This window comes from Labrys sp. 22185 (assembly GCF_052045555.1).
GTDB lineage: Bacteria > Pseudomonadota > Alphaproteobacteria > Rhizobiales > Labraceae > Labrys > Labrys neptuniae.
Window position 1 is genome coordinate 213,456 of sequence record NZ_JBQEPH010000010.1, and the last position, 25,211, is coordinate 238,666.

The window sequence follows — 25,211 nt, forward strand, 5'->3', positions numbered from 1 at the left end:
TCCGGCAAGCGCGATCCGCGATGGGGCATCTCACAGCTTGAGCGTCACCCTGGTGTTGAGGAGCTGGCTGCGCCTGGCGCTCGAACCCAGCTTGATCTCGAAGTCGCCAGCTTCCAATACCGGCTGCAGGTCCCTGCCGGGGAAGGCGAGATCCCTCGCTGCCAGCGCGATGGTGACGGTGCCGCTCTGGCCGGGATCGAGGCTGATCCTGGCAAAGCCCCTCAGTTCCAGCAGGGGCCGGGACAGGCTCGCCACCAGATCATGGGTGAACAGGAACACGGTTTCCTGGGCCGCGCGCTTGCCGGTGTTGGTTACAGTGGTGCTGACCTCGATGGTGTCGTCGGGGCCGAACACGGCCTTGCTCACCTTCAGGCCCGACAGGCTGAAGGCGCCATAGGTGAGGCCATGGCCGAAAGGGAAGGCCGGCGCATTGGGGGCGTCGATATATTTGGAGGTGTAGTGGTCGTTCGGGTTGAAGGGGCGGCCCGTCGGATATTGCTCGTAGTAGAGGGGGGCCTGCCCGACTGCATCGGGCCAGCTCACCGGCAGGCGGCCGGAAGGCGATTCCTGCCCCATCAGGAGATCGCCGATGGCGGGGCCGGCCTGTTCGCCGGGCCACCAGGCCATCAGCACGGCCGATGCCTTGTGGAACAGCCAGGGCAAGGTGAGCGGCCGGCCGGCGAAGAGCACGACGACCACCTTCTTGCCGAGCGCCAGGATCGCCTCGGCGAGCTCGCGCTGCTTGCCCGGCAATTCCGGATGGGCGCGGCTCGCAGCTTCCCCGCTCATCGGTGCCGTCTCGCCCAGGCAGAGCACCACGGTGTCGGCAATGCGCGCCGCTTCCACCGCAGTGGCGATGCCGGAGGTGTCGTCCGAGTTGATCTTCACGCCCTCGGCCTGTGCCACGACGGTAGCGACCTTGCCGAGGCTGGTACGCAGCGTGACGCTGTCCTCGGCCACCGAGGCGCCGCCCCAGGGACCGCGCATGTCGGCCTGGGCGTCGGCGAGCGGACCGATCAGGGCGATTCGCTCGGTACGCGTGAGCGGCAGGGCCTCGTTGTAATTGGTGAGCAGGACGCAGGATTTGCGCGCCGCGTCGCGCGCGACCTCATGATGGTCGATGTTGCCGGCCATGGCGGCCAGGGGCGCCGTACCGCGCCGATAGGGCTGGTCGAACAGGCCGAGCCGTTCCTTGAGGGCGAGGACGCGCCTGACGCAGGCGTCGATCTCCGCCATGGTGACGAGGCCACGCGACAGGGCCTCCGGCAGATGTTTGCGATAGGCGTTGGACACCATGTCGATGTCGACGCCCGCCCGCAGGGAGAGGGCTGCCGCCTCGGCGAGGTCGCCCGCGACACCATGGTTCAGCAGCTCGGCCACCGCATTGTAGTCGCTGATGATGACGCCGTCGAAGCCGAGCTTGTCGCGCAGCCAGCCCTTGAGCAGCGGCTCATGCGCCGTCATCGGCATGCCGGCCAGGCTGTTGAAGGCGGGCATGATCGCGGCCACCCCGGCTTTGACGGCCGCCTCGAAGGGCGGCAGATAGATCTCGTGCAGAGCCCGATCCGAAATATCCACCGAGGCGTATTCACGCCCGGCGACCGGCGCGCCATAGGCACAGAAATGCTTGGCGGTGGCGGCGATCGAGCCAATGGCCGACAGATCCGAGCCCTGGAACCCCTTGACCTTGGCAATCGCCATTTCGGCGTTGAGCCAGGAATCCTCGCCCGCGCTTTCGACGATGCGGCCCCAGCGCAGGTCCCTGGAGACATCGATCATCGGCGCGAAGGTCAAGGCAAGGCCGTCGTTCCAGGCTTCCACGGCCGCGATGCGCGCCGTGCGCGCCCAGGCAGCCCGATCGAACATGGCGGCTTCCGCCAGCGGCACCGGGAAGGCCGTCTTGTGGCCGTGGATGACGTCGAAGCCGAGCAGCAGCGGAATGCCGAGGCGCGATTCCTCCACGGCGATGCGCTGGACCTCGTTGACGTGATCGACGCCGACCATGTTGAGCAGATTGCCGATATCGCCGGAGCGGATGGCGTCGGGCGAGTCCCCGCCGAGCAGGGGGCCGGTCACCGCATAGCCCGAGGCAACCATATTGAGCTGGCCGAGTTTTTCTCGCAGCGTCATCTTGGACAACAGGGTCTCGATGCGGCTCATCATAACTCCTCGTTCGGCAGGCTTTCGCCGATCGCCGGATCGGCGGGGCCGATGTGCAAATCAGCCTCTCTTCCTTGCTTAACGCCTCGCGGCTTCTGTTCAACCCCCGCCTTGGTTAGCATCGCCGGAACATCGTGCGGTTTGGCGGAATCGCCAGGAACCGCAAGGGCGCTGTGGCCAATCCGTTGAATTGGCCGGGAACAAAGAGTTAGAGCAAGAACGACGTTTCCCGCTAACGTGTTTTGCTCTGGGAATCGGAGAGAGCAGATGAGCGTGATCACGGATCTGGATCGCTGGATCGAACAGCAATATCCCATTGCCGTCAGGAACATGCAGCTTGCGATCTCCGCCACGGCCACGGTGAAGGAGCGGCCGGGTTTCGGCCAGACCATCACGCCGAAAAGAGGTTCGGTGGTGGCATCGCCCGTACCGGCCTCCTACGATCCGGACCCCGATTATTTCTTTCACTGGTACCGCGACTCGGCCGTGGTGATCGACGCCCTCCGGCAGATCGATCCCCGCTGGCTGGACGGCGATATGGCAGCGGCGCATTTCTGCGATTTCGTCGATTTCAGCCTGTCGCTCAACGCTCTCAGGGGCGCCGATCTGGTCGCGGAGCCGGGTTGGCGCGTCAAGGTCGCCGAGGACTATCGGCAATTCGTGCGCGAGGATGCGGATCTGGCCAGCGCGGTGGTGCGCGGTGAAACGCGGGTCAACCCGGATGGATCCCTCGACATCTCGCGCTGGAACCGACCGCAATATGACGGCATCGCGGCCCGTGTGCTGACCGTGCTGCGCTGGGCCTCCAGCCGATCCTTCGGTGTCAGGCACGACGATGCCGTCGCGACCCTGCTGGACCAGGACATCCGCTTCGTCCTCGCCCATTGGCGCGAGCCGAGCTACGACATCTGGGAGGAGGAAAAGGCGCATCACTACTATACGCTGCGCATCGAGGCGGCGGCGCTGGAGGAAGGGGCCTCCTGGCTGGCAGCGCAGGGCGATGCCGCGACCGCCCAGCGCGCCCGGGCGGATGCCGCGGAGATCCAGGGCCGCCTCCATCATTTCTGGCAGCCGGAGGAGGAGTTCTACCGCTCCCGCCTGACCGAGGACGGCAAGCCAACGCCGAAGGATCTCGACATCGCCGTCATCCTCGCCGCGATCCATGCCGCGGGCGCCCTGCCCACCCATTCGCCGCACGATATCAGGATGGAAGCGACGCTGGATCGCCTCGATGCGATCTTCGAAGAGGACTATGCGATCAACCGGGGCCGGCCCGAGGGACGCGGCATTGCGCTTGGTCGCTACCGGGGTGACGAATATTACTCCGGCGGGGCCTATTACTTCTCGACGCAGGCGGCGGCCGAATTCTGCTATCTGCGCGCGGCGGCCCTGCGTGCGGCGGACCCTGCCGCTGCCGATCGCCTCAAGGCGCGGGGCGACGCCTATCTCGATACCATCCGTGCCTTCACGCCCGATGACGGCGAAATGTCCGAGCAGTTCGACCAGGCGACCGGCGAACACACCTCGGCCAAGCATCTGGCCTGGAGCTATGCCGGTTTCATCACGGCGGTGGAGGCGCGGCGAAAGGCGGGGTAAGCCGCCCGGCATAAGCACGATTTCGGCGACTTCCCTGCGAAACGCTCTATCCCAAATGGGACATGGCGTCGGCGCCGACAAGGCTCCTACGATGGCCGGCAAGCCGCTGAGGCGGTACCGGATCAGAGGGGAAGGCCTTGTCGAAGACGCTCACCACCACGCCGCGGCAGGATGGTTTCCGCGCGCCCGGCGAGTTCGAGCCGAAAGCCGGTTGCTGGTTGATCTGGCCCGAACGGCCCGACACCTGGCGGCTGGGGGCCAAGCCCGCGCAGAAGCTGTTCGCCCGCGTCGCCACCGCGATCGCCGCCAGCGAGCCTGTCACCGTGATCGTCTCGGCGCGGCAGTGGCGCCACGCCCGCGCCTGCCTGCCCGATGCGGTGCGCCTCGTCGAAATGTCGAGCAATGATTCCTGGTTGCGCGACAGCGGCCCCAATTTCGTCGTCAACGACCACGGCGAGGTGCGCGGTGTCGACTGGACCTTCAACGCCTATGGCGGGCTGAATGGCGGGCTGTATTTTCCCTGGGACCTCGACGACCTGCTTGCCCACAAGATTCTCGAAATGGAGGGGATGCACCGCTATCGCTCCACCCTGATCGCCGAGGGTGGCGGCCTGCAATGCGACGGGCAGGGCACGCTGATCACCACCGCGCAATGCCTGCTCAATGCCAACCGCAATGGCCATCTCGGCCTTGCAGCGGTTGAGCAGCAACTCGCCGACTATCTCGGCATCGACACCATCGTCTGGTTGCCTCGGGGCTTCGCCTTCGACGAGACCGACGGCCATGTCGACGACATCTGCTGCTTCGTGCGCCCGGGCGAGGTGGTGTTGAGCTGGACCGACGAGAAGGACGATCCGCAATATGAGATCGTGCGCGAGGCCGAGGACGTGCTGCGCTCGGCGCGCGATGCCCAAGGCAGGGCGCTGAAGGTGCACAAGCTGCCCCATCCCCTGCCGATCGAGACCACGGCCGAGGAAAGCGAGGGGGTGGACCAGGTCGAATTGACCTGGGCGCGGCCGGTGGGCAACCGCATCGCGGCGAGCTACATCAACTACTATCCCGGCAACAGCGTGGTGGTGGTGCCCGAATTCGGCTGTGCCCTGGATCGTCCCGCCAAAGCCGTTCTGGCCGGGCTTTTCCCCGGCCATGCCATCGTCGGCATCGAGAATTCCCGCGAGATCCTGCTCGGCGGCGGCAATGTCGCCTGCATCACGCTGCCCGTTTATGCCGGCCGTCGCGGTTAGAGCGGGCTTCGGTCTGCTTGGATAATTCTCCTCATGATCTCAACGAGATGGGACCTTCCTGGTCTGAGCGGACCGGAAACGCTCCATCGGCTGCAAAGGAGGTTCGCATGCGCTCCCTGCTTCGTTCGGTCGTCCTTGTCATATGTCTCGCCCTTATCGGCCTGGCTCCAGTCCGGGCCGAGGACGAGAAGATCGTCAATGTCTATAATTGGACGGACTACATCGCGCCAGACACGGTGGAGAAATTCCAGAAGGAGACCGGAATCAAGGTCGTCTACGACAATTACGACGGCAACGAGATGCTGGAGACCAAGCTGCTGGCGGGCCGCTCCGGCTACGACGTGGTGTATCCTTCGGCCTTTCCCTTCCTCAGGAACCAGGTCAAGGCCGAGACCCTGCAGCCCTTGCGGCGCGATGCCATGCCCAATGCCGCCAAGGTCGACCCTCAGGTGCTGGCCCTGATTGCGCAGGCAGACCCCGGCAACCAGCACGCCATGCCTTACATGGGCGTGACCGATGGCATCGGTTACAATGTCGAGGCCATCAAGCGCCGCATGCCGGATGCGCCCGTCGATTCCTTCGCCATGATCTTCGATCCGGCGATCGTCCAGCGCTTCGCCGATTGCGGCGTTGCCGTCATTGATGCGCCGACCGAAGTGATCCCCATGGCGCTGGCCTATCTCAAGCTCGATCCGCATTCGACCGCCCCAGGCGATCTCGCCAAGGCCGAAGCCCTGCTGAAGAAGGTGCGGCCCTCCATTCGCTATTTCCATTCCTCGCGCTACATCAACGATCTGGCCAATGGCGACATCTGCTTGGCGCTGGGCTGGTCGGGCGACATCCTCCAGGCCAAGACGCGTGGAGCGGCGGCAGCCAAGCCGGTCGAGGTGGCCTACGCCATTCCGCGGGAGGGCACGCTGGTGAATTTCGACACCATGGCCGTGCCCAAGGACGCGCCGCATCCCGACAATGCCATGCGCTGGATCGACTTCAATCTGCGGCCGGACATCGCGGCGGCCAATTCCAATTTCATATCCTATGCCAATGCGGTGCCGGCGGCGCGGCCTTTGCTCACCGAGGCGATTGCCAAGGACCCCGGCATCTATCCGCCGGACGACGTGAAGGCACGGCTGTTCGTGGTGACCAATTCCGACGTGGCGGTCCTCCGCCGCCAGACCAGGGCCTGGACGCGGATCCTGACGGGGCAGTGAGCTCGCCGTGAGAAGCTCCCCTTTCAAGGTCTTTCGAATAAACCGAGAAATGGCTGGGATAGGGCATCGTGACCCCTCATCCGCCTGCCGCCACCTTCTCCCGCAAGGGGAGAAGGTGGCGCGAAGCGCCGGATGAGGGGTTGCACCACACTATCCGGATCTTACACCTCAACACCTTGAAAGGGCTGGTCGTGAGAAGGCACCTCAAGGCGAGCGCCCGTCGCCTCCGCCGGCGAGCAATTCGACCTGGGAGTGCACGCCCAGCTTGGCATAGATGCTCTTGATGTGGTTGCGCACGGTGCCGGGCGATATGGCGAGCCTGCGGGCGATGGATTTGGCGCAGCCACCCTCCAGCATGAGGTCCAGGATCTGCTGTTCCCGGGCGCTCAGCCCGGTCTTGCCGCCGATACGGCCAGCCCGGCGGCCCGTCTGCCACAGTCGCCACAGCCGTTCCAGCACCAGCCGGATGGCGTCGCCGGCCCCTTCTGCCAGGACGAGGTCGGCATGGATGAAGCCGGGGCTTCCCCGATGGCGGAAGAAGGTCACGTAGCCGGCGGTGCCGGGTGAAAGATTAAACACGCCGGTGATTTCGTCGATGGTCTGCGACGGCCGGTAGAAGTCCCGATAATAGGGCGTCTTCTCGAAATGGAAGGTGTCGAAGCTGGACAGGGGCAGCAGGAAATCCTGCCGGGTGGCGGCGAATTTCTGGAAGAAGGGATCCTGGCGAAAGAGGCCTCTGTCATATTGGCGGTTCCAGCGATCGGGCCGGCCGCCGTCGATGGTGACGCAGGCGCCTTCCCGCAGGTAGAGGCCGACATGGCAGCTGTCCGCTGCCAGGAGGTTGCGGGCGCTCGGTGCAAAGCGTTCCGCCAGTTGCGCCGGGGACGTTGCGGCGAACGCCTCGGCAAGGCCGCGATTCCACTGCGCAAAGCGGGACAAAGGGAGCCCTGGTTCCATGGGACGGCCATCGCATGTTGTTCGAGCGCGGCAGACACCGCTTTCGAACAACATGGCATAAAGTCCGGGAGGCTCAAATCGGTGCTTTCACCCTCAAACGAACCGCCAGACCCTCACTCCATCGCCATGCTGTGGTCCATTTCCGGGGGCTTGGCGGCCTTTCGCAGGAAGAAGACCAGCGGCATCGCAGCGAGTGTCAGCAGCATCATCAGCTTGAAATCATTGATATAGGCGATGATGGTCGCCTGCTGGCCGACCATGCCGTCGAGCATGGTCTGGCCCGCTGCGCTCAGCGGGTCGATGAGTTTGGCCCGGGTCATGTCCTGCAGGGCCTGGTTGTAGGGCGTGATGTGGGTGACGAGATCGGCGTGGTTGGCCTGGGTGCTCTCGATCAGCAGGGCCGAGGTCATGGAGATGCCGACGCTGGAGCCGATGTTGCGCGACAGGTTGTAGAGGCCGGTGCCGTCGCCGCGCAGGCTGGCATCGAGGGTCTGGAAGGTCACCGTGGTCAGCGGCACGAACAGGAAGCCGAGGCCTGCCCCCTGCACGAAGCCGGTGACGATGATCTGCCATTGCGAGATGTCGGGGGTCCAGCCGGTCATGTCGTAGAGCGACCAGGCCGTCAGGCCGAAGCCGATCAGCAGGAGCAGGCGGGTGTCGAGCTTTCCGACCATGCGGCCGACGATGAACATGCAGACCATGGTGCCAATGCCGCGAGGCCCCATCACCAGGCCGGCGGTCACCACCGGATAGCCCATCAGCGATTGCAGATAGGGCGTCATCAGCGCCATGGCGGCGTAGTAGGTCAGGCCAACTGCTGATATCAGCACCACGCCGACGGCGAAGTTGCGGTCCACGAACAGGCGCGGCTTCACGAAGGTATCCTTGCCCGTGAAGGTATGGACCAGGAAGATGTAGAAGGCTGCGGCGCAGATCAGGGCCTCGAGCTGGATCTCGCCGGAGGAGAACCAGTCGAGCTGCTCGCCCCGGTCGAGGAAGACCTGCAGCGCGCCGATGGCGATGGAGAGCATGCCGAAGCCGAGCCAGTCGAGCTTCACGGCCGTACTGCTGCGGGTCTCGGTGACGAAGGCCATCACGCCGAGCATGGCGACGAGGCCGATCGGCAGGTTAATGTAGAAGATCCAGCGCCAGGAAATGTGGTCGGTGAGCCAGCCGCCGATGACGGGACCGAGCACCGGCCCCACCATCACGGCGACCCCGAATACGGCCATCGCCCCGCCGCGTTCCTCGGGCGTGTAGATGTCGAGCATGATCGCCTGGGCGAGCGGCACCAAGGCGGCACCGAACACGCCCTGCATCAGGCGAAAGCCGACGATCTGCACCAGGGATTGCGCCATGCCGCACAGCATGGAGGCGACCACGAAGCCGATGATGGAGACCAGCAGCAAGCGCTTGCGGCCGAAACGCGCGGCCAGGAAGCCCGAAGGCGGGGTCATGATCGCCGCCGCCACGATATAGGAGGTCAGCACCCAGTTGATCTGGTCCTGGCTGGCGGCGACGCTGCCCTGGATATGGGGCAGCGCGATATTGGCGATGGTGGTGTCCAGCGCCTGCATGATCACCGCCAGGATGACGCAGGCGGTGATGGCGCCGCGGTTGGCGACCTTGGGGGCAGGCAGGGCGGGGCTGGAGATTTGGCCGGCGCTCGCGGTGGCGGATGCGCTCATGGCAGGCCTCGTTCGCAACGATCTGGGACTATAGGTGATGAAATAATCAGGTGCTCAAAAAGCGGGCCGGCGCACGGGAGCGCGACGGCGTCATCGTCAGCCGGCCTGGTGGTTGCCTTGGGACTTGTCTTGTCCGAACCAGCTCGTCACGAAGCTGGGCAGGCCGCGGGCATGGCCTGTATCGACACCGACCACCGCGCTCATGCCGACCCGCAGGTTCGGCTTGTCGGGCGCGGGATCGATGCTGATGCGCATGGGAATGCGCTGGACCACCTTCACCCAATTGCCCGAGCTGTTCTGCGCCGGGAGCAGGGAGAAGCTCGAGGCGGAGGCCGGGCTGATGGTCTCGACCTTACCGGTCCAGGTCACGCCCGGATAGGTGTCGACCGAAATCTCGACTGGCTGGCCGGGTTTGACATAGGTGAGCTCGGTTTCCTTCGGGGTCGCGTCCACCCAGATATTGGTGGTGGAGACCAGGTTGAAGGCACGCTGGGAGGCGTTGAGATAGGCACCGCGCTGCAGGGAATCGACATTGGTGACGATGCCATCGAAGGGCGCCCGTACCACGGTGTCGCCGAGGTCGCGCTTGGCATTGTCGACCGCCGATTGGGCCTGGAGGTAGAAGGGGTTCTTTTCCACCGGCAGGGAGGCGTCGCCGCCGAGCTGGGCCAGCATGGCCTGGGCGTTGGCCTGGGCCACGATGACCTTCTGGCGCGCCGCATCGAGATCATGCTTGGCCTGGTCGAAGCTCTGCTTGGAGGCGGCGCTGGAGGATTGCAGGTCCTGCTGGCGCTTGAACTGTGCCTCATAATAGGGAATGTCCGCCTTGGCCTGTTCGATCTGGGCCTCGGCCTGGGCGTAGCTCGCCTGCAGGGTCAGTACCTGGTTGCGCACGGTGCCGAGCTGTGCCTCCGCGCCTTCCAGGGCCGTGCGGTAGCTGTCGGGACGGATGCGATAGAGCACGTCTCCCTTCTTGACGGTCTGGTTCTCGACGACGTCGATTTCCACCACCGTACCTCCGACATCGGTGGATATGCCGACCATTGCCGCCTGCACATAGGCGTTGTCCGTCTCCATCACCTGCCCGCCGGTGACGTAGAAATAACCGCCGACCACGAGGGCGACGGGAAGGAGGGCAAAGAGCAGGGGGCGGGTCAGCGAGCGCTTGCGCATCTTGGCCGGCTGCGGCGTGACCGCATCCTGACCGGTCTTGTCGTTGGAAAGCCGGTCGATCTCGATAGGGCTTTCGAGTTTCTGGGCCTGGTTGCTGCCATCAGCCATGTTTTGCCTCCTTGTCGTCGACCGGCTGGCGGCAGGCTTCGAGAAGGTTTGCCTTCATCTGCGTCAGGGTGTCGAGTAGTTTCGCGCGATCTTCGTCCGGGATGGACGCCAGGGCTTCGGCCCGGGTCCGGTCGCCGAGAACGCGCATCTCGGCGAGAATGGGATGGGCGGCCGGAGTCAGGAAGAGCAGCCAGACCCGACGGTCGCTCGCATGCTGGCGCCGTTCGATCAGCCCGCGCGCTTCGAGCTTGTCGAGAATGCGCACCAGGGTGATCGGTTCGATTTCGAGCAGTTCGGCCAGTCCGCTCTGATGGATTCCTTCGCTGCGGGAGAGGAAGGCGAGCGCCTGCCATTGCGAACGCGTCAAGCCGATATCGCCAGCCCGCTGTTCGAAGCGCTTTCGCATCAGGCGGGCGACGTCATGCAGAATGAAGCCGAGGGTGGGTGGGTTGAGCATATCTAGAACATGCCGTTCTAATTATAAGCTTGCTTATCTTTGTGCATGATTATAACAAGGATGCCTCAAATGCAATTGCGCAGATGGGTGCGAACCGTAGAATGGCGGCTGATCACGCGAGATTTGTTCGGGGTTCGGCGCTGACGGGGACCGGCCTGCTGTGCGCGGCCTGGTTTGCCCTGATGCTTGGCACGCATCCGGCGGCCGCTGCGCCGCGCTTCGTCAGCTGCGGCGGCGCCGCCATGCTGGGGGCCGCGCTGCTCAATTGTTCCCACCTGGCACCGACCAAGCCGGCGCAGCTGTGCAATTTCAGCTGGAGCCTCCTGCAGGTCGGCAACGTCCCGCAGGTGGTGAGCGGTTCCTTCCTGCTGCCGCCGGGCGCCAACAATGCCCAGGTCTATCAGGGCGCCGGCTATGTCGCTGCCCTGGCGTCGCCGATTATCCTCTGCCAGGACCAGAATTAAAACCAAGTCCAGAAGACGCTGATGCACCCGGGGTTTCAGCAACCAACTATTTTCGAAACCAAATCAAGGGGTTGGCCGGCATCGTCGGATGGAACCGGGAGTCGCTTCGACAAATCTTGGGTGGACCGTCACCGTCCGCTTTCGGCGGCCAGCCTCGCTATTGCCGCTACAACGCCCCAAAACAGCCCCTTTTGGTTCACACGCCATACAAGTCGGCCAAGCTATCGCTTAGGTTGTACTCATAGGCCATGAGCCGTTCGAGCTCGGCCCACGCCGGGTGGAAACCAAGAGGGCCAGATCAATGTCCGCGACATTCCGCAGCGCTTTTGCGCTCCTGTTCATACTGCTCGCGGCAAGTTTGCCGCTGCAACCTGCCCGGGCACAGAGCCAGGGCGAAAAGCGCATTGCCCTCGTCATCGGCAATGCCGACTACAAGGCCGGGCCATTGGCAACCAGCGCCAATGATGCGGGCCTTATCGCCCAGACCCTGCAGGCCGCCGGTTTCGACGTTACCGGCGCCCGCGACCTGGATCAGGATTCGCTGCGCAAGGCGTTCCGTGAATTCCTCGACAAGGCCTCCGCATCGGGACCGGACACGGTGGCTTTCGTCTATCTGGCCGGTTATGGCCTGCAGTCGGAAGGGCAGAATTATTTCGTGCCCGTCGACGCCGCCATTCAGACGCCCGCTGCCGTGCCGGCAGAGGCGATACGGCTCTCGGATTTCATCCGGCCGCTCGGCGCCTTGCAGCTGAAGGCCAGCATCGTGGTGATTGATGGTGCGCGCGCCAACCAGTTCGCCCGCGGCGACCAGCCTCTCGCCGGTGGCCTGGCGCTCGTCGATGCCGAGCCCAACTCCCTGATCGCCTTTAACGCGGCGCCCGGCACGGTGGGGCCGGCCGAGCGGGGGCCCTATGGTGCCTATGCCCAGGCCCTTGCCGAAATGATGCGTACCGGCGGACTGCCGATCGCCGATGTATTCGACCGTACCCGGTTGCGGGTGAGCGAGAGGACCAACGGTGCGGTGCTGCCCTGGAGCACATCGAAGCTGGGCGAGCCTTTCGCCTTCTTCGACCGTGCCGCCGATGCGCCTGCTCCGCAGGTCTCCCTGGAAGAAGACAAGGCGATGCAATCCAAGCGCATCGCCGATTTCGACGCGCGTGATGCCTATGTCGCCGCCGTCGATCGGGACACCATGCAGGGCTATCAGGACTTCCTGACCGCTTTTCCGCGCGACCCCATGGCCAAGCGCGTGCGCGCCATCGTGGCCGCCCGCCGCGAGGCCATCACCTGGCACGAGACCTGGAAGCGCGATACGCCCAATGCCTATTGGTCCTATCTCAAGCGCTATCCGCGCGGCCCTCATGCCTGGGACGCCCGCCGCCGCCTGAGATATCTGTCGGCCGAGATCGAGCCGCCGGCGCGTTTCGACGTGATCGAGTACGACGTGCCGCCGCCGCCGGAAGTCGAGGTCGTCTATGTCGAACGTCCGGTGATCATCTTCTCCGATCCGGAATTCGACCTGCCGCCTCCCCCGCCGCCGCCGGTGATCTTCCTGCCGCCGCCGCCGCGGGAATTCGTGGAGCTTCCGCCGCCGCCGCCGCCGGTCGATGAGTATGTGCTGCCGTCGCCGCGCTATGTGGCGATGCCCGAATGGGTGCGGCCGCCGCGTTACGTCGAGCCGCCGCCGCAGAACTTCATCTTCAACAACATCCACAACGCCACCGTCATCAACGAGACGCTGGAAGCCCCGCCCGAGCGCATGCCGCGCCAGGAAGGCGAGGGCGGCCTGACCACCGGAGAGAAGGCGGCCGGTGCGGCGATTGCCGTTGGTGCGGCGGCTGCAGCCGCTCGCGTCGCCCTGCCGCCCTTCCTGCGCAATCGCGGCGGGCGCGGTGGCCAACCCGGCATGACGCAGCCGGCTGTGGCGCCGCAGCCGGGTGAGCCCGGTCTGGCTCCAGTTCCCGGCGCACCACAAAAGCCGGGGCGCCTTCTGCCAGGACAGGCTGTTCCTGGCCAAGCTCTTCCCGGCCAAGCTCTTCCCGGCCAGGAAGGCCAGCCCGGCCGATTGCTGCCGGGGCAGGAAGGTCAACCAGGACAGGCCGTGCAGCCCGGTACGCTGAAACCGGGGCAGGCTCAGCCGGGTCAGCCCGGTCGGCTGCTGCCGGGACGGGTCCAGCCAGGCCAGGCCGCCCAGCCGGATGAAACCAAGCCGGGACAGCGCCAACCCGGCCTGAAGCCCGGTCAAGGCCAGCCGGGCAAGGCCTTGCCGGGCATGAATGGCGAGGCTCTGCCGCTCGATAACGGCAAGCCGCCATTGGGTGACACCCCGCTTCCCGGACGCAAGCAGCCTGGTGGCAAAGCCGCCAAGCCGGGTCAGCTCGGCCAGCCACTGCCCGGAGCACAGCCTGAGGGGCAGCCGGATCAGACCCAGCCTCAAAAACCCCTTCCGGGGCAGAAGGGCCAAGGTCGCCTGAGGCCGGGGCAGCCGCAGCCGGACGGCACCACTCAGCCTCCGGCCGAGAACGGCCAGCAGCTCGGCAAGCCATTGCCGGGAGCCGACGAGGCGCAGCCGCTTCCCGGCCGCAAACGGCCAAAGGGGCGTCAGCCCCAGGATGGTGGTATCCAGGCTCCGCGGCCTGGCGCTACCCCTGAGGAACAGGCCTTGCCTGATGCCGGAGCACCGTCGCAGCCGGCAGGCCGCAAGCGTCGCCCGGCCCAGGACGGGCAAGGCCTTGGCGAACCCTTGCCACCAGCCGGTCGAGCTCTTCCGGACGGCAGCGGGCAGCCGCAGCCCCAACCGGGTCGTCGTCGCCCGCGCCAGCCCGATGCCGGCTTTGCTCAGCCGGACGAGCCGGCCCAGCCGTCCGCTCGCCGGCCGCGCGTCCAGCAGGGCCAGCCGGGTGGTGGATCTGACGAGGGTGGGGCACCCCCGCCGCGCCAGAAGCGTTTGAACCAGGCCCCCGCGCCGGACATGGAACCGGCCGTGAATGCACCGCGTCAGAATCGGCAGCCGCGCGCGCAGCCAGAGCTCGAGGGTGGGGCGTCCCGGCCGATGCAACGCCTGCGGCCGCCGGCGCAAGAGGGTGGTCCGGCCGCGGGTGGTGGCGGACGTCAGCGCCGCTGTGGCGGCCAGGGCGCACCGCCTTGTGAATGAGACGTGACGAAAACACCGCCCGGCTTGCCGGGCGGTGTTGCTTCAGGCCTTCTACCGGAGTTTTTCGGGTCAGAAGCCGCTGACGACATAGCCGCCATCGACGGGCAGCGTGGTGGCGGTCACGAAGATCGAGGCGGGCGAAGCGAAGAACAGGGCGGTGCCGACGAGATCATCGACGCTGCCCCAGCGCTTGAGCGCCGCCTTGTTGGCGATCTTGCCGGCCGGTACCGGATCCGACCACAGGGGCTTGGTCATGTCGGTGCGATGATAGCCGGGCGCGATCGCGTTGACGCGGATTCCCTCGGGCCCGAATTTGTGGGCAAGGGCCCGGGTGAGCCCCATGATGCCGGTTTTGCTGGCGCAATAGGCCGGCACGCTGTCATCGGCGAGATAGCTCAGCATCGAGGCGAAGTTGATGATGGACCCTTGCGATTTCACCAGCAGGGGGTGGGCCGCCATGGCAAGGCGCATGGCGCTGTTCATGTTGACGTCGACGACTTCGAGATAGGTTTCCTCGGTCCATTCGGCATCGGGCCGGGCGATTCCCTGGGCGTTGACGAGCACGTCGAGGGCCGGCAAGGCCGCAAAGAAGCGCTCGACCGCTGCCTTGTCGCGAACGTCGAGCTGCTCGAAACGGATGGACCGGCCACCATTGGCGGCCTTGGCTGCGGCCAGGCGCGCTTCGGTGGAGCCCGTCGCGATGACATCGGCGCCGAGATCGGCAAAACCCTGGGCGATGGCGAGGCCGATGCCGCTGGAACCGCCGGAGACCACGACGGTCTTGCCTTCGAACAGGCCGGGGCGAAAGGCGGATAGGACGTCCTGCATGGAGATTTCCTTCGATTGGATGAGAGAGGACCAGACGGCGGTTCAGCCTTGCTGCAGCCGGTCGAGATCGTCGTAGAGCGCCTGGGAATGGCGGTAGAGCCGGTCGAACACCGGCTGCATGCGGGCATAGGTCTCGGCCCAGGCCGAGTCGGGCAGGATCTCGGCGCCATAGCGCACGAAATGGCGGACGGCATCCTCGACCTTGCCGAAACGCCCCAGGGCCGTTGCCGCCATCGCGGCGCAGCCGACGAGGCCGCATTCGGTCTCCTCGGGCACCAGGATTGGCACGTTGTAGGCGCTGGCCTTGATCTTGAGCCAGAGCTCGGTCTTGGCGCCGCCGCCGGAGGCGACCACACGCTCGAGCTTCTGGCCGGTGGAGGCTTCCATCACGCGGATATGGCGGTTGACCGCGAAGGCCACCCCTTCCAGCGTGGCGCGATGGAGATGGGCGAGGCCATGCTTGGCGCCGATGCCGAAGAACTGGGCGCGGGCATTGCGATGGGCGCCGAGCCGCTCGCCGGCCAGGAAGGGCAGGAAGAACAGGCCTTCGGCGCCGGCCGGGGCCTCGGCGGCCTTGGCAACGATGTCGCCATAGGAGAGCGTCTTCTCATGGAAGGCGCGGCGGGCCCAACGCATGGCATCGCCCCCGGTCTCCAGCAGGGTGAACGGGCCCCAGTGCCCCTCGACGGTGCGCACATTGCAGATCTCGGGATCGAGCAGCGGCTCATTCGTCACCAAAGTGATGATGGAGGAGGTGCCCATCACATCCGACGCCGTGCCGGGATGGACGACGCCCGAGCCGAGCACCGCCACCGGATAGTCGGCTCCGCCCACCAGGACGGGCGTGCCCTGGGCAAGGCCGGTCTCCAGGGCGGCGCCCGCGGTGACATGCCCGAGAATGTCCAGCGGCGAGCGGATCGGCGGCAGCTTGGCAGCGTCGAGGCCGAGACGCTCGATCATCGTTGCAGACCAGGTTCCGCTCGCCGGATTCATCAGGAAGCTGCAGGAGGCATCGCCCTCGTCCATGGCGATCTCGTCGGTCAGTCGCAGATTGATGTAGTCCTTCGGCATCAGCACCGTGCTGGCAGTGCGATAGGCCTCCGGGTCATTGTCACGCAGCCAGGCGAGCTTGAAGCCGGGCCAGGCGGGCGTCGGCGGGTTGCCGCTCTCGGAAAGGTAGGAGCCAGGCGGGTTGTCGCGCTCGAAGGCCGCCACCAGGCCCGCCGTGCGCTTATCGTTCCACAGGGGGGCGGTATCGCGGGTGGGATTGCCATGACTATCGACCAGCACGGTGCCGTGCATCTGGCCGCAGGCGGCGACGGCCTGGATCCGGGCGGCGGCATTCTCCTGCCGGGCGAGCACGGTGCGGATGGCCGCCACGGTGCCGGACCACCAGTCGCTCGGGCGCTGTTCGGCCCAGCCGAAAGCAGGTACGATCTGGTCATATTCGCTGGCGGCAATCTCCAGAATGGCGCCTTTGCCGGCCTCGACCAGGGCTGCCCGGGCGCTGCCGGTTCCGACATCGATGGCCAGGATGAGATCCTGCGTCATGGGTGTGTCCTCGGCTCGCTTTTTGAAGAATGGGCGTGCAGCCATTGCCTCTGCATTTTTGGGAGTGATGCTACACGTTTTCCAGGCGGTCAACTGAAAATTCCGACATATTCATGCTGCATCGCAATAAAATCGCCGAACTATCTTGCCGACGCGACATGGAATATGTAGCATTGCTACAAAATTGACGCCCAGGCCGATATCATCGGCAAGCCCTGAGGAGAGCGCAGACATGGCCATCAACCCCATTGAGCGGATCGAGGCGATCGGCGTGGTGCCGGTCATCGCGATCGACAATCCTGCGGACGCAGTCGCGTTGGCCGATGCCTTGACGGCCGGCGGCCTGCCGATCGCCGAGATCACCTTCCGCACCAAGGCGGCCGCCGAAGTCCTGGCCATCCTGCACGACCAGAGGCCGGAGTTCCTGGCCGGTGCCGGAACGGTGCTGGACCTGGAATCGGTGCAGGCCTGCAAGGACAATGGCGCGAGCTTCGCCCTCTCCCCCGGTTTCGATGCGGAGATCGTCGCTGCCGCCAAGGCGATCGGACTGCCCTTCGCGCCGGGCATCATGACGCCGACGGACCTTACCGCGGCCACGCGCGCCGGCCTGCGCCTGTGCAAGTTCTTCCCGGCCGGTGTCGCCGGTGGGCCGAAGGCCCTGGAAGGCATCGCCGCGCCCTTCAATCACCTGGGCGTTCGCTTCATCCCGACCGGTGGCGTCACGCTGGAGACGATGGGCGACTGGCTCAAGCATCGCTTCGTTGCTGCTGTCGGCGGCACCTGGATCGCCAAGCCCGAAGATATCAGCGGCGGCAAGTTCGCCGAGATCACCGCCAAGGCAAAGGCCGCCGTCGAGCGTGTCAAGGCGATCCGGGCGGGCGCGGCATGAGCAACTATCAGCCGGCGACCCGGCCGACTCTCTATTTCATCGGTGTGACCACCACCAAAAGCTCGATCATGCGGGTCTTCCCAGCCTGGGCCGAACATCTGGGCCTGAAGGATGCGGTGATCAAGGGCATCGACTTTCCTCTCCATGCCGATCCGGCCGCCTATCGCGAGGCGGTCGCCTTCATCAAGGCCGATCCCCTCTCGCTGGGGGCACTGGTCACCACCCACAAGATCGACCTCTACAAGGCCTGCCGGGACCTGTTCGACGAGGTCGACGATTTCGCCCTGCGCATGGAGGAGACCAGCTGCCTGTCCAAGCGGGACGGACGCCTGATCTGCCACGCCAAGGACCCGATCTCCTCCGGGCTCGCCCTCGATAATTTCATTCCCAGGGGCCATTTCGAACGGACCGGCGCCGAGCTCTTTTCGATGGGGGCAGGCGGTTCCACCATTGCCCTGACCTGGCACATGGTGCGCGAGGCACGCGGCGCCGACCGGCCGTCGCGCATCGTGGTCTCCAATCGCAGCCAGCCTCGCCTCGACGAGATCCGGCGCATTCACGAAGAGATCGGCATGCCGGTGCCTGTCGATTACGTGCTCGCACCCCACCCGACGGACAATGACGCGGTCACCGCTGCCCTGAAGCCAGGTTCTGTGGTGATCAATGCCACCGGGCTCGGCAAGGATGCGCCCGGTTCGCCGCTCACCGATGCGGTGGTCTTTCCGGAACGGGCGATCGTGTGGGACCTCAACTATCGCGGCGACCTCGTCTTCCTCGACCAGGCCCGGCGCCAGCAGGCGGCAAGTCATCTGCAGATCGAGGATGGCTGGACCTATTTCCTGCATGGCTGGACCCAGGTGATCGCCGAGGTCTTCGACATCGAGATCCCGACCGCCGGCCCCTCCTTCGAGCGGCTGGGCGAGATCGCCATCGCCGCTTCCAAGGGGTGATGCCGTGGAACGTATCCTGGTCACGCCGCGCTCGTTGACATCGGCGACCCATCCCCTGGTCGAACGCCTCCGGGCCGAGGGCCACGAGATCGTCATGCCGGCGCCCGGCAAATTGCCGGATGAGGCGGATCTGCTCGCGCTGGTGCCGGGCGTGACCGGCTGGCTGGCGGGGGTGGAGAAGATCTCGCCGCGTGTCATCGCCGCGGCGAGCTCGCTGCGGGCGATCAGCCGCAACGGCACCGGGACCGACAATCTGCCGGTCGATACGCTGCTCGCGCGCAAGATCGCCGTGCGCATCGCCGCAGGCGCCAATGCGGCGGGTGTGGCGGAGCTTGCCATCGGCCTGATCTTCGCGGCGCTCCGCCAGATTCCCCTTTGTGATGCCGGCATCAAGCAGGGGAGCTGGCCGCGCCGGATCGGTGCCGAGATCCGGGGCCGCAAGGTCGGCGTGGTCGGCTGTGGCGCCATTGGCGCCGAGGTCGCGCGCCTGGCTGCCGCGCTCGGGGCCGAGATTCTCGCCTATGATCCGCAACGTCCTGCCGTCAATGTCGAGGCAAGCAGCCTGCGCTGGGTCGAGATTTCAGGCATGCTGGCGGAAGCCGATGTCGTCACGCTTCATTGTCCGGCGCCGGCCGATGGTCGTCCCCTGCTGGGCGCGACCGAATTCGCGGCCATGCGGCGTGGCGCGGTGGTGATCAACACGGCGCGGTCGTCGCTGGTCGATGAAGCGGCTCTGCTGGAGGCCCTCGAAGACGGGCGTCTCGGCTGTTACGCCACCGATGTTTTCGAAGAGGAGCCGCCGGCGAGCCTCGCTCTCGCCGGCCACGCCGGAGTGATCGCCACCAGCCATATCGGCGGCTTCACCCAGGAGAGCGTCGACAGGGCCACCGAGGTCGCCATCGCCAATCTGATGGATGCGCTGCAGGGGAGGGCGTGAGGGAATGCTGGAAGTCCTGGCCTTTGCCGGCCCGCTGGCCGGACAGCTCGCGAACCGTCCGCAGGCCGGCCTCTCGCTCTACTGGCTCGGGCAGGCCGGTTTCCTTCTCGACAGCGGCCGGCGCCGCCTGCTGATCGACCCCTATCTCTCGGATTCGCTGGCGCAGAAATATCGCGATCGCGGTCCTTCGCATGAACGCATGATGCCGGCACCGATCGAGATCGAGGACATGCCGCCGCTCGATTTCATCCTCTGCACCCACCACCACACCGACCACCTCGATGCGGCGACATTGAACCTGCTCGCCCGGCGCTTTCCGCGGCTGCGCCTGGTGGTGCCCAAGGCCTCGCTGAAACTGGCGCAGGAGAGAACCGGGCTCGATGCGGAGCGCTTCATCGGCATGGATGCCGGCGAAACCCTCATGCTCGACCAGGACATCGAGGTGCGCGCCGTGCGGGCTGCCCATGAAGCGCTGCAGCGGGACGAGCACGGGCATCACCTGTTTCTGGGCTATGGCCTCGCGCTGAACGGCGTGTGTGTCTTCCATTCCGGCGATACGATCCCCTTTGCCGGGCAGGTGGATGAGGTGAGGGCCCTGGCGCCCGACTTGGCGCTGCTGCCGGTGAACGGTCGCTCACCGGAGCTCGCCGCTGCCGGCATCGCCGGCAATCTTACCCTGGATGAGGCGGTCGAACTGGCCTCGTCCGGAGGCATTGGGGCCGTGCTCGCCCATCATTACGGCCTCTTTGCCTTCAATACGCTCGCGCCAGAGCGGATCGATGCCAAGGCCGCCGCGATGACGGGGCCGCCCCGGCTGCTTCGAGCCGGGATTGGAATCGAGTATAGGCTGACAGGTCCGTCCGAGACCACGGACTGAGCCCTCCGATCCGAAGAGGGAGCCAGAAAGGGAAGCCGTTCATGACCTTGCCGGATCAGACCGCATCGCAGCCCGGACCCCGGACCACGATCCAGAATGTGCTGGAGGTGATCCGGCTGACCTTGGGCGAACTGCGCAAGTCCGACCGCAAGGTCGCCGAACTCATCCTGGCCGATCCCCAGCGCATCCTGAACGCCACGGTGGCGGAGACGGCGCTTGCCGCCGGGGTGAGCGAGCCCACGGTCATCCGTTTCTGCGCCGCCATCGGCTGCAACGGCTTCCAGGATTTCAAGCTGCGCCTGGCCCAGAGCCTGGCGCTCGGTACGCCCGCCACCCATTCGGTTCTGCTCGGCACCGATACGCCGGAAACCGTGGTCGAGAAGATCTTCGACTACACCATCACCAGCCTGGATTGGGCGCGCCATCACCTCGACAAGGCGGCTTTGGCCCGGGCGATCGACATCCTGGAGAAGGCGCGGGCCATCGAATTTTTCGGCCTCGGGGCCTCGGGCGTGGTGGCGCGCGATGCCCAGCAGAAATTCCCGCTGTTCGGCGTACCCTGCGGGGCCCAGCACGACACCCACCAGCAGATCATGGTCGCCTCGATGATGAAGCCGGGCGATGTGGCGGTGGTGATCTCCCACACCGGGCGTTCCCGCTCGATCATCGAGGTGGCGCGCACCGCGCGCGAGAACGGCGCCAAGGTCATCGGCCTGACCGGGTTCGAGACCTCGCTCGCCAGCCATTGCGACGTGGCCTTGCTGGTGGAGACGCTCGACAACACCAACATCTACACCCCAACCACCTCGCGCATCGCCGCCCTGGTGGTGATCGACGTGCTGTCGACCGCAGTCGCCTTGCGTCGCGACGAAGCCCATGTCCGGCGCTTCCAGGCGATGAAGCGCAAGCTCGCCGAATATCGCATCGGTGAATAAGGGAGATGTGGAAACCGGCGGACGAAGGCGGCCGGGGGTTGTGAGCAGCCCCTCAGGGGCGCTATGGCTATGGCGTTTTGCGATTTGACGGAATCACCAAGAATCGCAAAGACGCGTCAAAACAATGAGTTAGAGTAAAGCGGCGGTTACGTGTAAACGCGCTTTGCTCTAGGACGAAACCGGAATCACTGCTTGAGATGAAGATCGAAATCGAGATGGGCGTCGCGTCTGCCGCCGGCAGTGCGCCTGCAATGCTCGACATCGAGGAATTGCTGGCCACGCGCCTGCTCGTGCAGGGCAATTCGGGTTCCGGCAAATCGCATCTCCTGCGCCGGCTGCTCGAGCAGAGCGCGCCGCATGTCCAGCAGGTGATCATCGACCCCGAGGGCGAGTTCGCCAGCCTGTCGGATCGCTACGGCCATGTCGTCATCGACGCCGAGCGCAGCCTGGCCGAACTCGAGCACATCGCCCAGCGCGTGCGCCAGCACCGGGTCTCGGCGGTGCTGGTCTTGGAGAGCCTTGACGCCGAGATGCAGATGAAGGCGGCCGCCGCCTTCCTCAACGCCCTGTTCGACGCCGAGCGCGACTTCTGGTTCCCGATGCTGGTGGTCGTCGACGAGGCCCAGCTCTTTGCGCCCGCCGCTTCCGGCGATGTCGGGGAGGAGGCGCGCAAGGTCTCGCTCGGCGCCATGACCAACCTGATGTGCCGCGGCCGCAAGCGCGGCCTTGCCGGCATCATCGCCACCCAGCGCCTGGCCAAGCTGGCCAAGAATGTCGCCGCCGAGGCGTCCAACTTCCTGATGGGGCGCACCTTTCTCGACATCGACATGGCGCGCGCCGCCGACCTGCTCGGCCTCGATCGGCGCCAGGCCGAGACTTTCCGGGAACTGCAGCGCGGCCAGTTCGTGGCGCTAGGCCCGGCCTTGTCACGCCGTCCGCTTCCCATCAAGGTCGGCCCGGTGGAGACGCGCCCCAAGGTGGCGACGCCCAAGCTGACGCCGCTGCCGGAAGGGGGCGAGGCGGCGCGCGATCTCATCCTGGCGCCCGTGCCGATGGCGGCGCCGCGTCCGCGCCCCGAGCGCCGCGTGGTGACACCGCCGCCGATGTCGACCACCGAGATCCTCGAGCAGCTCGTGCGCGAGAGGCCCGCGGAAGCCGCCGGCGAGGAAGCCTTGCCTGCCATGCTGCCGGCCGAGCTGCAGCAGGCCCATGCCCGCATCGCCTTTGCGATCATGCAGGAGCCGGATGCCAGTTTCCGCACCGATGCCGTGCTCTATCAGGATTTCATCGTGCGCTGCCGCATCGAGCGGCTTGGCGGCTCGCCGCCCGCCATGGCCGAGTTCAAGTTCCTGCTCAGCGCAGCCCGCGCCGGTCTCGATCCCGACGGTATCGACCAGGAGCAATGGCAGCGTGCGCTCGATCACGCCCGCCTTGTGCCGGCCGACCTCCAGGCCGTGTTCCTGATTCTCGCGGCGGCGGCGATGACGGGGCTGCCATGCCCTCCGGACGCCGAGATCGCCAGGCGCTGCGGCAGCCATTCGGCGGGGCGTGCCCGCAGCCAGATCCGCCATCTGCAGAATGCGGACTTCGTGATGACGCGCGTCGACATGCGTGGCGCGCGCATCGCCGTGATTCCCGATCTTGGCTGGGAGACTGCGCCCGGCGATCCCAATGGCCCTGCGCTCGACAGGGATGGCCTGGCCGCCGCCGAGTGACGACGGCTCCTGCATCAGCCGCAGGAGACCTCGTACTATCCGGAAGCATTAGTGTGACGATGACCAAAAGCCCCCTAGGATGAGCGTAATAAACCAAAGCAGGCCTGAAATTCATCTGACTCTGTCGATATAATCGTGGCATAGAGCTAATCGGTTGATGGCTCCTCCAATTCAAATATGAGCGGATGATGTCTACCCAGATCGTTCCCCTGATCGTTTGCGGCGGCTCCGGAACGCGGTTGTGGCCGGCCTCGCGGGCCAGCCGACCCAAGCAGTTCCTGCCTTTATTCGGTGATCTCTCGACCTTCCAGGAAACGATGCGGCGTGTGAGCGGCGCCGAGCTGTTCGGCCGGCCCGTCATCGTCACCAACCAGGACCACCGCTTCCTGGTGGCCGACCAGTTGCTGTCCATCGGCGTCGAGGCCGATATCGTGCTCGAGCCCGAGGCGCGCGATTCCGGCCCGGCCATTGCTGCCGGCGCGGCTTTCATCGCCTCGCGCGACGGCGCCAAGACCCCGGTTCTGACGCTGGCCGCCGACCACCGCGTGCGCGATATTGAAGGCTTCCGCGCCGCCTGCGTGGCGGCGCGTCGTGGTGCTGCCAAGAAGAGCATCGTCACTTTCGGCGTGGTGCCCAACCAGCCCGCCACCGGCTATGGCTATATCGAGGCCGGCGAGCCCCTGGTCGACGGCGTCATGAAGGTGCGCCGCTTCGTCGAAAAGCCCGATGCCGAGACCGCCACGCGCTATGTGCGCGAAGGCTATCTGTGGAACTCCGGCAACTTCCTGTTCGAGGCCGGTTTCTTCCTCTCCGAATATGCCCGCTGCGAGCCCGATACCATCGAGGCGGTGAACGAGGCGGTCGCCAAGGCCAAGCTCGACCTCGGCTTCCTGCGCCTCGATGCCGAGGCTTTCGGACGCTGCGGCAAGCGCTCGGTCGACTATGCCGTGATGGAAAAGACCCAGGCCGCCGCCGTGGTGCCGGCGAGCTTCGACTGGTCGGATGTCGGCTCCTGGGGGGCGGTGCGCGAGCTCTCGCCGCAGGACGAGGCCGGCAACGCCAAGCTGGGCGAAGCGCTGTTCGTCAATGCCCGCAACAATCTGGTGTCTTCGGAGCGCCAGCTCGTCTGCGTCGTCGGCCTGGACGACCTTGCCGTCATCACCACCGGTGATGCCGTGCTGGTGGCCCGCCGCGACGATGCCGCCGGCATCAAGGCGCTGGTCGAGAAGCTCAAGCAGAGCCATAACGGCCTGACCCAGGACCATCTGCAGTCCTACCGTCCGTGGGGGCACTACAAGTCGCTCGATCTCGGTGCGCGCCACCAGGTCAAGCGCATCGTGGTCAAGCCCGGCGGCCAGCTCTCGCTGCAGAAGCACCATCACCGTTCCGAGCACTGGATCGTGGTGCGCGGCGTCGCCAATGTCAGCATCAACGGCCAGATCAAGACGCTGCACGAGAACGAGTCGATCTATATCCCGATCGGCTCGACCCATCGGCTGGAGAATCCCGGTAAGATCGAGCTCGAACTGATCGAAGTGCAGACCGGTTCCTATCTCGGCGAGGACGACATCATCCGCATCGAGGACATCTACAATCGCGCCGCGTCCTGAGGCGCCAATAAACCTTCTCCCCTTGTGGGAGAAGGTGGCGCGCAGCGCCGGATGAGGGGTTGATGGAACCTAGAGCGTCGTGCGGGAAGTTTGAGTCGAGGGATTCCCTTTTGGGTGGATTCGTGATTCACCGTGTTAGGAGGTGGATCATGGCCCATTCTGACGACTTACGCGTTCGAGTGACCGATGCGATTAGCCAAGGGCAGTCGCGCCGAGCGGCGGGGCGGCGTTTTGCCGTGAGTGCCAGTTCGGCGATCCGCTGGGCTTCACGAGTGGAACGGAGCGGGCAAGTCAAGGCTTCGAAGATGGGGCGGCCGGCGGGCAAAGGGCCGCTGTCGGATCATCTGGACTTCCTCATCGCTGCAGTGGAGGAGACGCCGGACATAACCATGCCGGAGCTTGCCGAGCGTCTCCAGCAGGCGAGCGGGATTGTTGCTCATACCGCTTCCCTGTCGCGCCTTTTGTGCCGGGCCGGGTTCACGTATAAAAAAACAGCTGATGGCGTCGGAGTGCGCACGCGCTGACGTGGCCGAGAAGCGTCGTGTCTGGATCCAGAAGCGTCAGCCCCGGATGCGCCGCCAGCCAGGCCGCCTGGTCTTTATCGACGAGACGAGCCTCAACACCAAAATGACCCGCCTGCGTGGCCGCGCCCCTCGCGGTCGCCGGCTCAAGGCCCGTGCCCCCTTTGGCAAATGGGGGACCCAGAC

General features: G+C 65.8%; 21 protein-coding genes. 13 read left to right on the forward strand and 8 right to left on the reverse strand.

Annotation, left to right across the window (positions count from 1 at the left end):
* Positions 1-30: 30 nt before the first annotated feature.
* Positions 31-2,163 carry a glycoside hydrolase family 3 N-terminal domain-containing protein gene (locus ACTJKX_RS20745; protein WP_394314685.1) on the reverse strand — a complete coding sequence of 711 codons (2,133 nt, stop codon included), beginning with the start codon at positions 2,161-2,163 and terminating at the stop codon, positions 31-33.
* Positions 2,160-2,441: a hypothetical protein gene (locus ACTJKX_RS20750; RefSeq protein ID WP_394314686.1), complete on the reverse strand. Its 282-nt coding sequence runs from the start codon at positions 2,439-2,441 to the stop codon at positions 2,160-2,162. Before ACTJKX_RS20750 ends, ACTJKX_RS20745 begins: the two co-directional genes overlap by 4 nt.
* Here ACTJKX_RS20750 and ACTJKX_RS20755 point away from each other — a divergent pair.
* The 3 genes from ACTJKX_RS20755 to ACTJKX_RS20765 all read left to right on the forward strand — a co-directional run bounded on the left by ACTJKX_RS20755 (position 2,428) and on the right by ACTJKX_RS20765 (position 6,211).
* The gene (locus tag ACTJKX_RS20755; protein WP_440726350.1) at positions 2,428-3,756 is read left to right on the forward strand and encodes a glycoside hydrolase family 15 protein; all 1,329 of its coding nucleotides are present in this window, start codon (positions 2,428-2,430) and stop codon (positions 3,754-3,756) included. The two genes, ACTJKX_RS20750 and ACTJKX_RS20755, sit on opposite strands and share 14 nt — an antisense overlap.
* 137 nt (positions 3,757-3,893) lie before the next feature.
* On the forward strand, positions 3,894-5,000 hold the full coding sequence (gene aguA / locus ACTJKX_RS20760; RefSeq protein WP_440726351.1) for an agmatine deiminase: 1,107 nt from the start codon (positions 3,894-3,896) through the stop codon (positions 4,998-5,000).
* A gap of 107 nt (positions 5,001-5,107) precedes the next feature.
* Positions 5,108-6,211, forward strand: coding sequence for a polyamine ABC transporter substrate-binding protein (locus ACTJKX_RS20765; protein ID WP_440726352.1), 1,104 nt, complete (start codon positions 5,108-5,110; stop codon positions 6,209-6,211).
* A gap of 204 nt (positions 6,212-6,415) precedes the next feature.
* On the opposite strand, the gene ACTJKX_RS20770 is transcribed toward ACTJKX_RS20765, so the two are convergent.
* The 4 genes from ACTJKX_RS20770 to ACTJKX_RS20785 form a co-directional block, all read right to left on the reverse strand.
* Positions 6,416-7,168 (reverse strand): response regulator transcription factor, encoded by a 753-nt coding sequence (locus ACTJKX_RS20770; RefSeq protein ID WP_440726353.1) that lies wholly within the window; start codon positions 7,166-7,168, stop codon positions 6,416-6,418.
* A gap of 113 nt (positions 7,169-7,281) precedes the next feature.
* Complete coding sequence (locus ACTJKX_RS20775; protein WP_311944782.1) at positions 7,282-8,856, reverse strand: DHA2 family efflux MFS transporter permease subunit; 1,575 nt, start codon at positions 8,854-8,856, stop codon at positions 7,282-7,284.
* A 96-nt stretch (positions 8,857-8,952) separates the two neighbouring features.
* Entirely contained in the window at positions 8,953-10,137 is a 1,185-nt protein-coding gene (locus ACTJKX_RS20780; RefSeq protein ID WP_394314692.1) for an HlyD family secretion protein, read from the reverse strand.
* The gene (locus tag ACTJKX_RS20785) at positions 10,130-10,594 is read right to left on the reverse strand and encodes a MarR family winged helix-turn-helix transcriptional regulator (protein WP_394314693.1); all 465 of its coding nucleotides are present in this window, start codon (positions 10,592-10,594) and stop codon (positions 10,130-10,132) included. The genes ACTJKX_RS20780 and ACTJKX_RS20785 overlap by 8 nt, the downstream gene beginning before the upstream one ends.
* Positions 10,595-10,695: 101 nt before the next feature.
* Here ACTJKX_RS20785 and ACTJKX_RS20790 point away from each other — a divergent pair, with 101 nt between their 5' ends.
* Positions 10,696-11,058: a hypothetical protein gene (locus ACTJKX_RS20790; RefSeq protein WP_440726354.1), complete on the forward strand. Its 363-nt coding sequence runs from the start codon at positions 10,696-10,698 to the stop codon at positions 11,056-11,058.
* A 301-nt stretch (positions 11,059-11,359) separates the two neighbouring features.
* Entirely contained in the window at positions 11,360-14,212 is a 2,853-nt protein-coding gene (locus ACTJKX_RS20795) for a caspase family protein (protein ID WP_440726355.1), read from the forward strand.
* A gap of 69 nt (positions 14,213-14,281) precedes the next feature.
* Here ACTJKX_RS20795 and ACTJKX_RS20800 read toward each other — a convergent pair whose 3' ends face one another.
* Positions 14,282-15,040 carry an SDR family NAD(P)-dependent oxidoreductase gene (locus tag ACTJKX_RS20800; protein WP_311944777.1) on the reverse strand — a complete coding sequence of 253 codons (759 nt, stop codon included), beginning with the start codon at positions 15,038-15,040 and terminating at the stop codon, positions 14,282-14,284.
* Positions 15,041-15,082: 42 nt separating this feature from the next.
* The gene (locus ACTJKX_RS20805) at positions 15,083-16,591 is read right to left on the reverse strand and encodes a xylulokinase (protein ID WP_440726356.1); all 1,509 of its coding nucleotides are present in this window, start codon (positions 16,589-16,591) and stop codon (positions 15,083-15,085) included.
* Positions 16,592-16,823: 232 nt separating this feature from the next.
* Here ACTJKX_RS20805 and ACTJKX_RS20810 point away from each other — a divergent pair, with 232 nt between their 5' ends.
* The 8 genes from ACTJKX_RS20810 (at position 16,824) to ACTJKX_RS20845 (ending at position 25,028) form a co-directional block, all read left to right on the forward strand.
* Entirely contained in the window at positions 16,824-17,480 is a 657-nt protein-coding gene (locus ACTJKX_RS20810; RefSeq protein ID WP_311944775.1) for a bifunctional 4-hydroxy-2-oxoglutarate aldolase/2-dehydro-3-deoxy-phosphogluconate aldolase, read from the forward strand.
* Positions 17,477-18,430 carry a shikimate dehydrogenase family protein gene (locus ACTJKX_RS20815; protein ID WP_440726357.1) on the forward strand — a complete coding sequence of 318 codons (954 nt, stop codon included), beginning with the start codon at positions 17,477-17,479 and terminating at the stop codon, positions 18,428-18,430. The genes ACTJKX_RS20810 and ACTJKX_RS20815 overlap by 4 nt, the downstream gene beginning before the upstream one ends.
* Before the next feature lie 4 nt (positions 18,431-18,434).
* A complete protein-coding gene (locus ACTJKX_RS20820; RefSeq protein WP_311944773.1) occupies positions 18,435-19,367 on the forward strand; it encodes an NAD(P)-dependent oxidoreductase in 933 nt (310 codons plus the stop codon).
* Positions 19,368-19,371: 4 nt separating this feature from the next.
* A complete protein-coding gene (locus ACTJKX_RS20825; RefSeq protein WP_440726358.1) occupies positions 19,372-20,244 on the forward strand; it encodes an MBL fold metallo-hydrolase in 873 nt (290 codons plus the stop codon).
* Positions 20,245-20,285: 41 nt separating this feature from the next.
* Positions 20,286-21,179 carry a transcriptional regulator HexR gene (hexR, locus tag ACTJKX_RS20830; RefSeq protein WP_440726359.1) on the forward strand — a complete coding sequence of 298 codons (894 nt, stop codon included), beginning with the start codon at positions 20,286-20,288 and terminating at the stop codon, positions 21,177-21,179.
* A 197-nt stretch (positions 21,180-21,376) separates the two neighbouring features.
* Positions 21,377-22,894 carry a helicase HerA domain-containing protein gene (locus tag ACTJKX_RS20835; RefSeq protein WP_440726360.1) on the forward strand — a complete coding sequence of 506 codons (1,518 nt, stop codon included), beginning with the start codon at positions 21,377-21,379 and terminating at the stop codon, positions 22,892-22,894.
* A 188-nt stretch (positions 22,895-23,082) separates the two neighbouring features.
* Entirely contained in the window at positions 23,083-24,504 is a 1,422-nt protein-coding gene (locus tag ACTJKX_RS20840; protein ID WP_440726369.1) for a mannose-1-phosphate guanylyltransferase/mannose-6-phosphate isomerase, read from the forward strand.
* Positions 24,505-24,653: 149 nt separating this feature from the next.
* On the forward strand, positions 24,654-25,028 hold the full coding sequence (locus tag ACTJKX_RS20845) for an IS630 transposase-related protein (RefSeq protein WP_440726361.1): 375 nt from the start codon (positions 24,654-24,656) through the stop codon (positions 25,026-25,028).
* Positions 25,029-25,211 lie beyond the last annotated feature (183 nt).

Coding starts and splice junctions, on each gene's coding strand:
- ACTJKX_RS20745 (WP_394314685.1), bottom strand. CDS start 2,163: ATGATGAGCCGCATCGAGACCCTGTTGTCCAAGATGACGCTGCGAGAA.
- ACTJKX_RS20755 (WP_440726350.1), top strand. CDS start 2,428: ATGAGCGTGATCACGGATCTGGATCGCTGGATCGAACAGCAATATCCC.
- ACTJKX_RS20765 (WP_440726352.1), top strand. CDS start 5,108: ATGCGCTCCCTGCTTCGTTCGGTCGTCCTTGTCATATGTCTCGCCCTT.
- ACTJKX_RS20770 (WP_440726353.1), bottom strand. CDS start 7,168: ATGGAACCAGGGCTCCCTTTGTCCCGCTTTGCGCAGTGGAATCGCGGC.
- ACTJKX_RS20775 (WP_311944782.1), bottom strand. CDS start 8,856: ATGAGCGCATCCGCCACCGCGAGCGCCGGCCAAATCTCCAGCCCCGCC.
- ACTJKX_RS20780 (WP_394314692.1), bottom strand. CDS start 10,137: ATGGCTGATGGCAGCAACCAGGCCCAGAAACTCGAAAGCCCTATCGAG.
- ACTJKX_RS20785 (WP_394314693.1), bottom strand. CDS start 10,594: ATGCTCAACCCACCCACCCTCGGCTTCATTCTGCATGACGTCGCCCGC.
- ACTJKX_RS20790 (WP_440726354.1), top strand. CDS start 10,696: ATGGCGGCTGATCACGCGAGATTTGTTCGGGGTTCGGCGCTGACGGGG.
- ACTJKX_RS20795 (WP_440726355.1), top strand. CDS start 11,360: ATGTCCGCGACATTCCGCAGCGCTTTTGCGCTCCTGTTCATACTGCTC.
- ACTJKX_RS20800 (WP_311944777.1), bottom strand. CDS start 15,040: ATGCAGGACGTCCTATCCGCCTTTCGCCCCGGCCTGTTCGAAGGCAAG.
- ACTJKX_RS20805 (WP_440726356.1), bottom strand. CDS start 16,591: ATGACGCAGGATCTCATCCTGGCCATCGATGTCGGAACCGGCAGCGCC.
- ACTJKX_RS20810 (WP_311944775.1), top strand. CDS start 16,824: ATGGCCATCAACCCCATTGAGCGGATCGAGGCGATCGGCGTGGTGCCG.
- ACTJKX_RS20815 (WP_440726357.1), top strand. CDS start 17,477: ATGAGCAACTATCAGCCGGCGACCCGGCCGACTCTCTATTTCATCGGT.
- ACTJKX_RS20825 (WP_440726358.1), top strand. CDS start 19,372: ATGCTGGAAGTCCTGGCCTTTGCCGGCCCGCTGGCCGGACAGCTCGCG.
- hexR (WP_440726359.1), top strand. CDS start 20,286: ATGACCTTGCCGGATCAGACCGCATCGCAGCCCGGACCCCGGACCACG.
- ACTJKX_RS20835 (WP_440726360.1), top strand. CDS start 21,377: ATGAAGATCGAAATCGAGATGGGCGTCGCGTCTGCCGCCGGCAGTGCG.
- ACTJKX_RS20840 (WP_440726369.1), top strand. CDS start 23,083: ATGTCTACCCAGATCGTTCCCCTGATCGTTTGCGGCGGCTCCGGAACG.
- ACTJKX_RS20845 (WP_440726361.1), top strand. CDS start 24,654: ATGGCCCATTCTGACGACTTACGCGTTCGAGTGACCGATGCGATTAGC.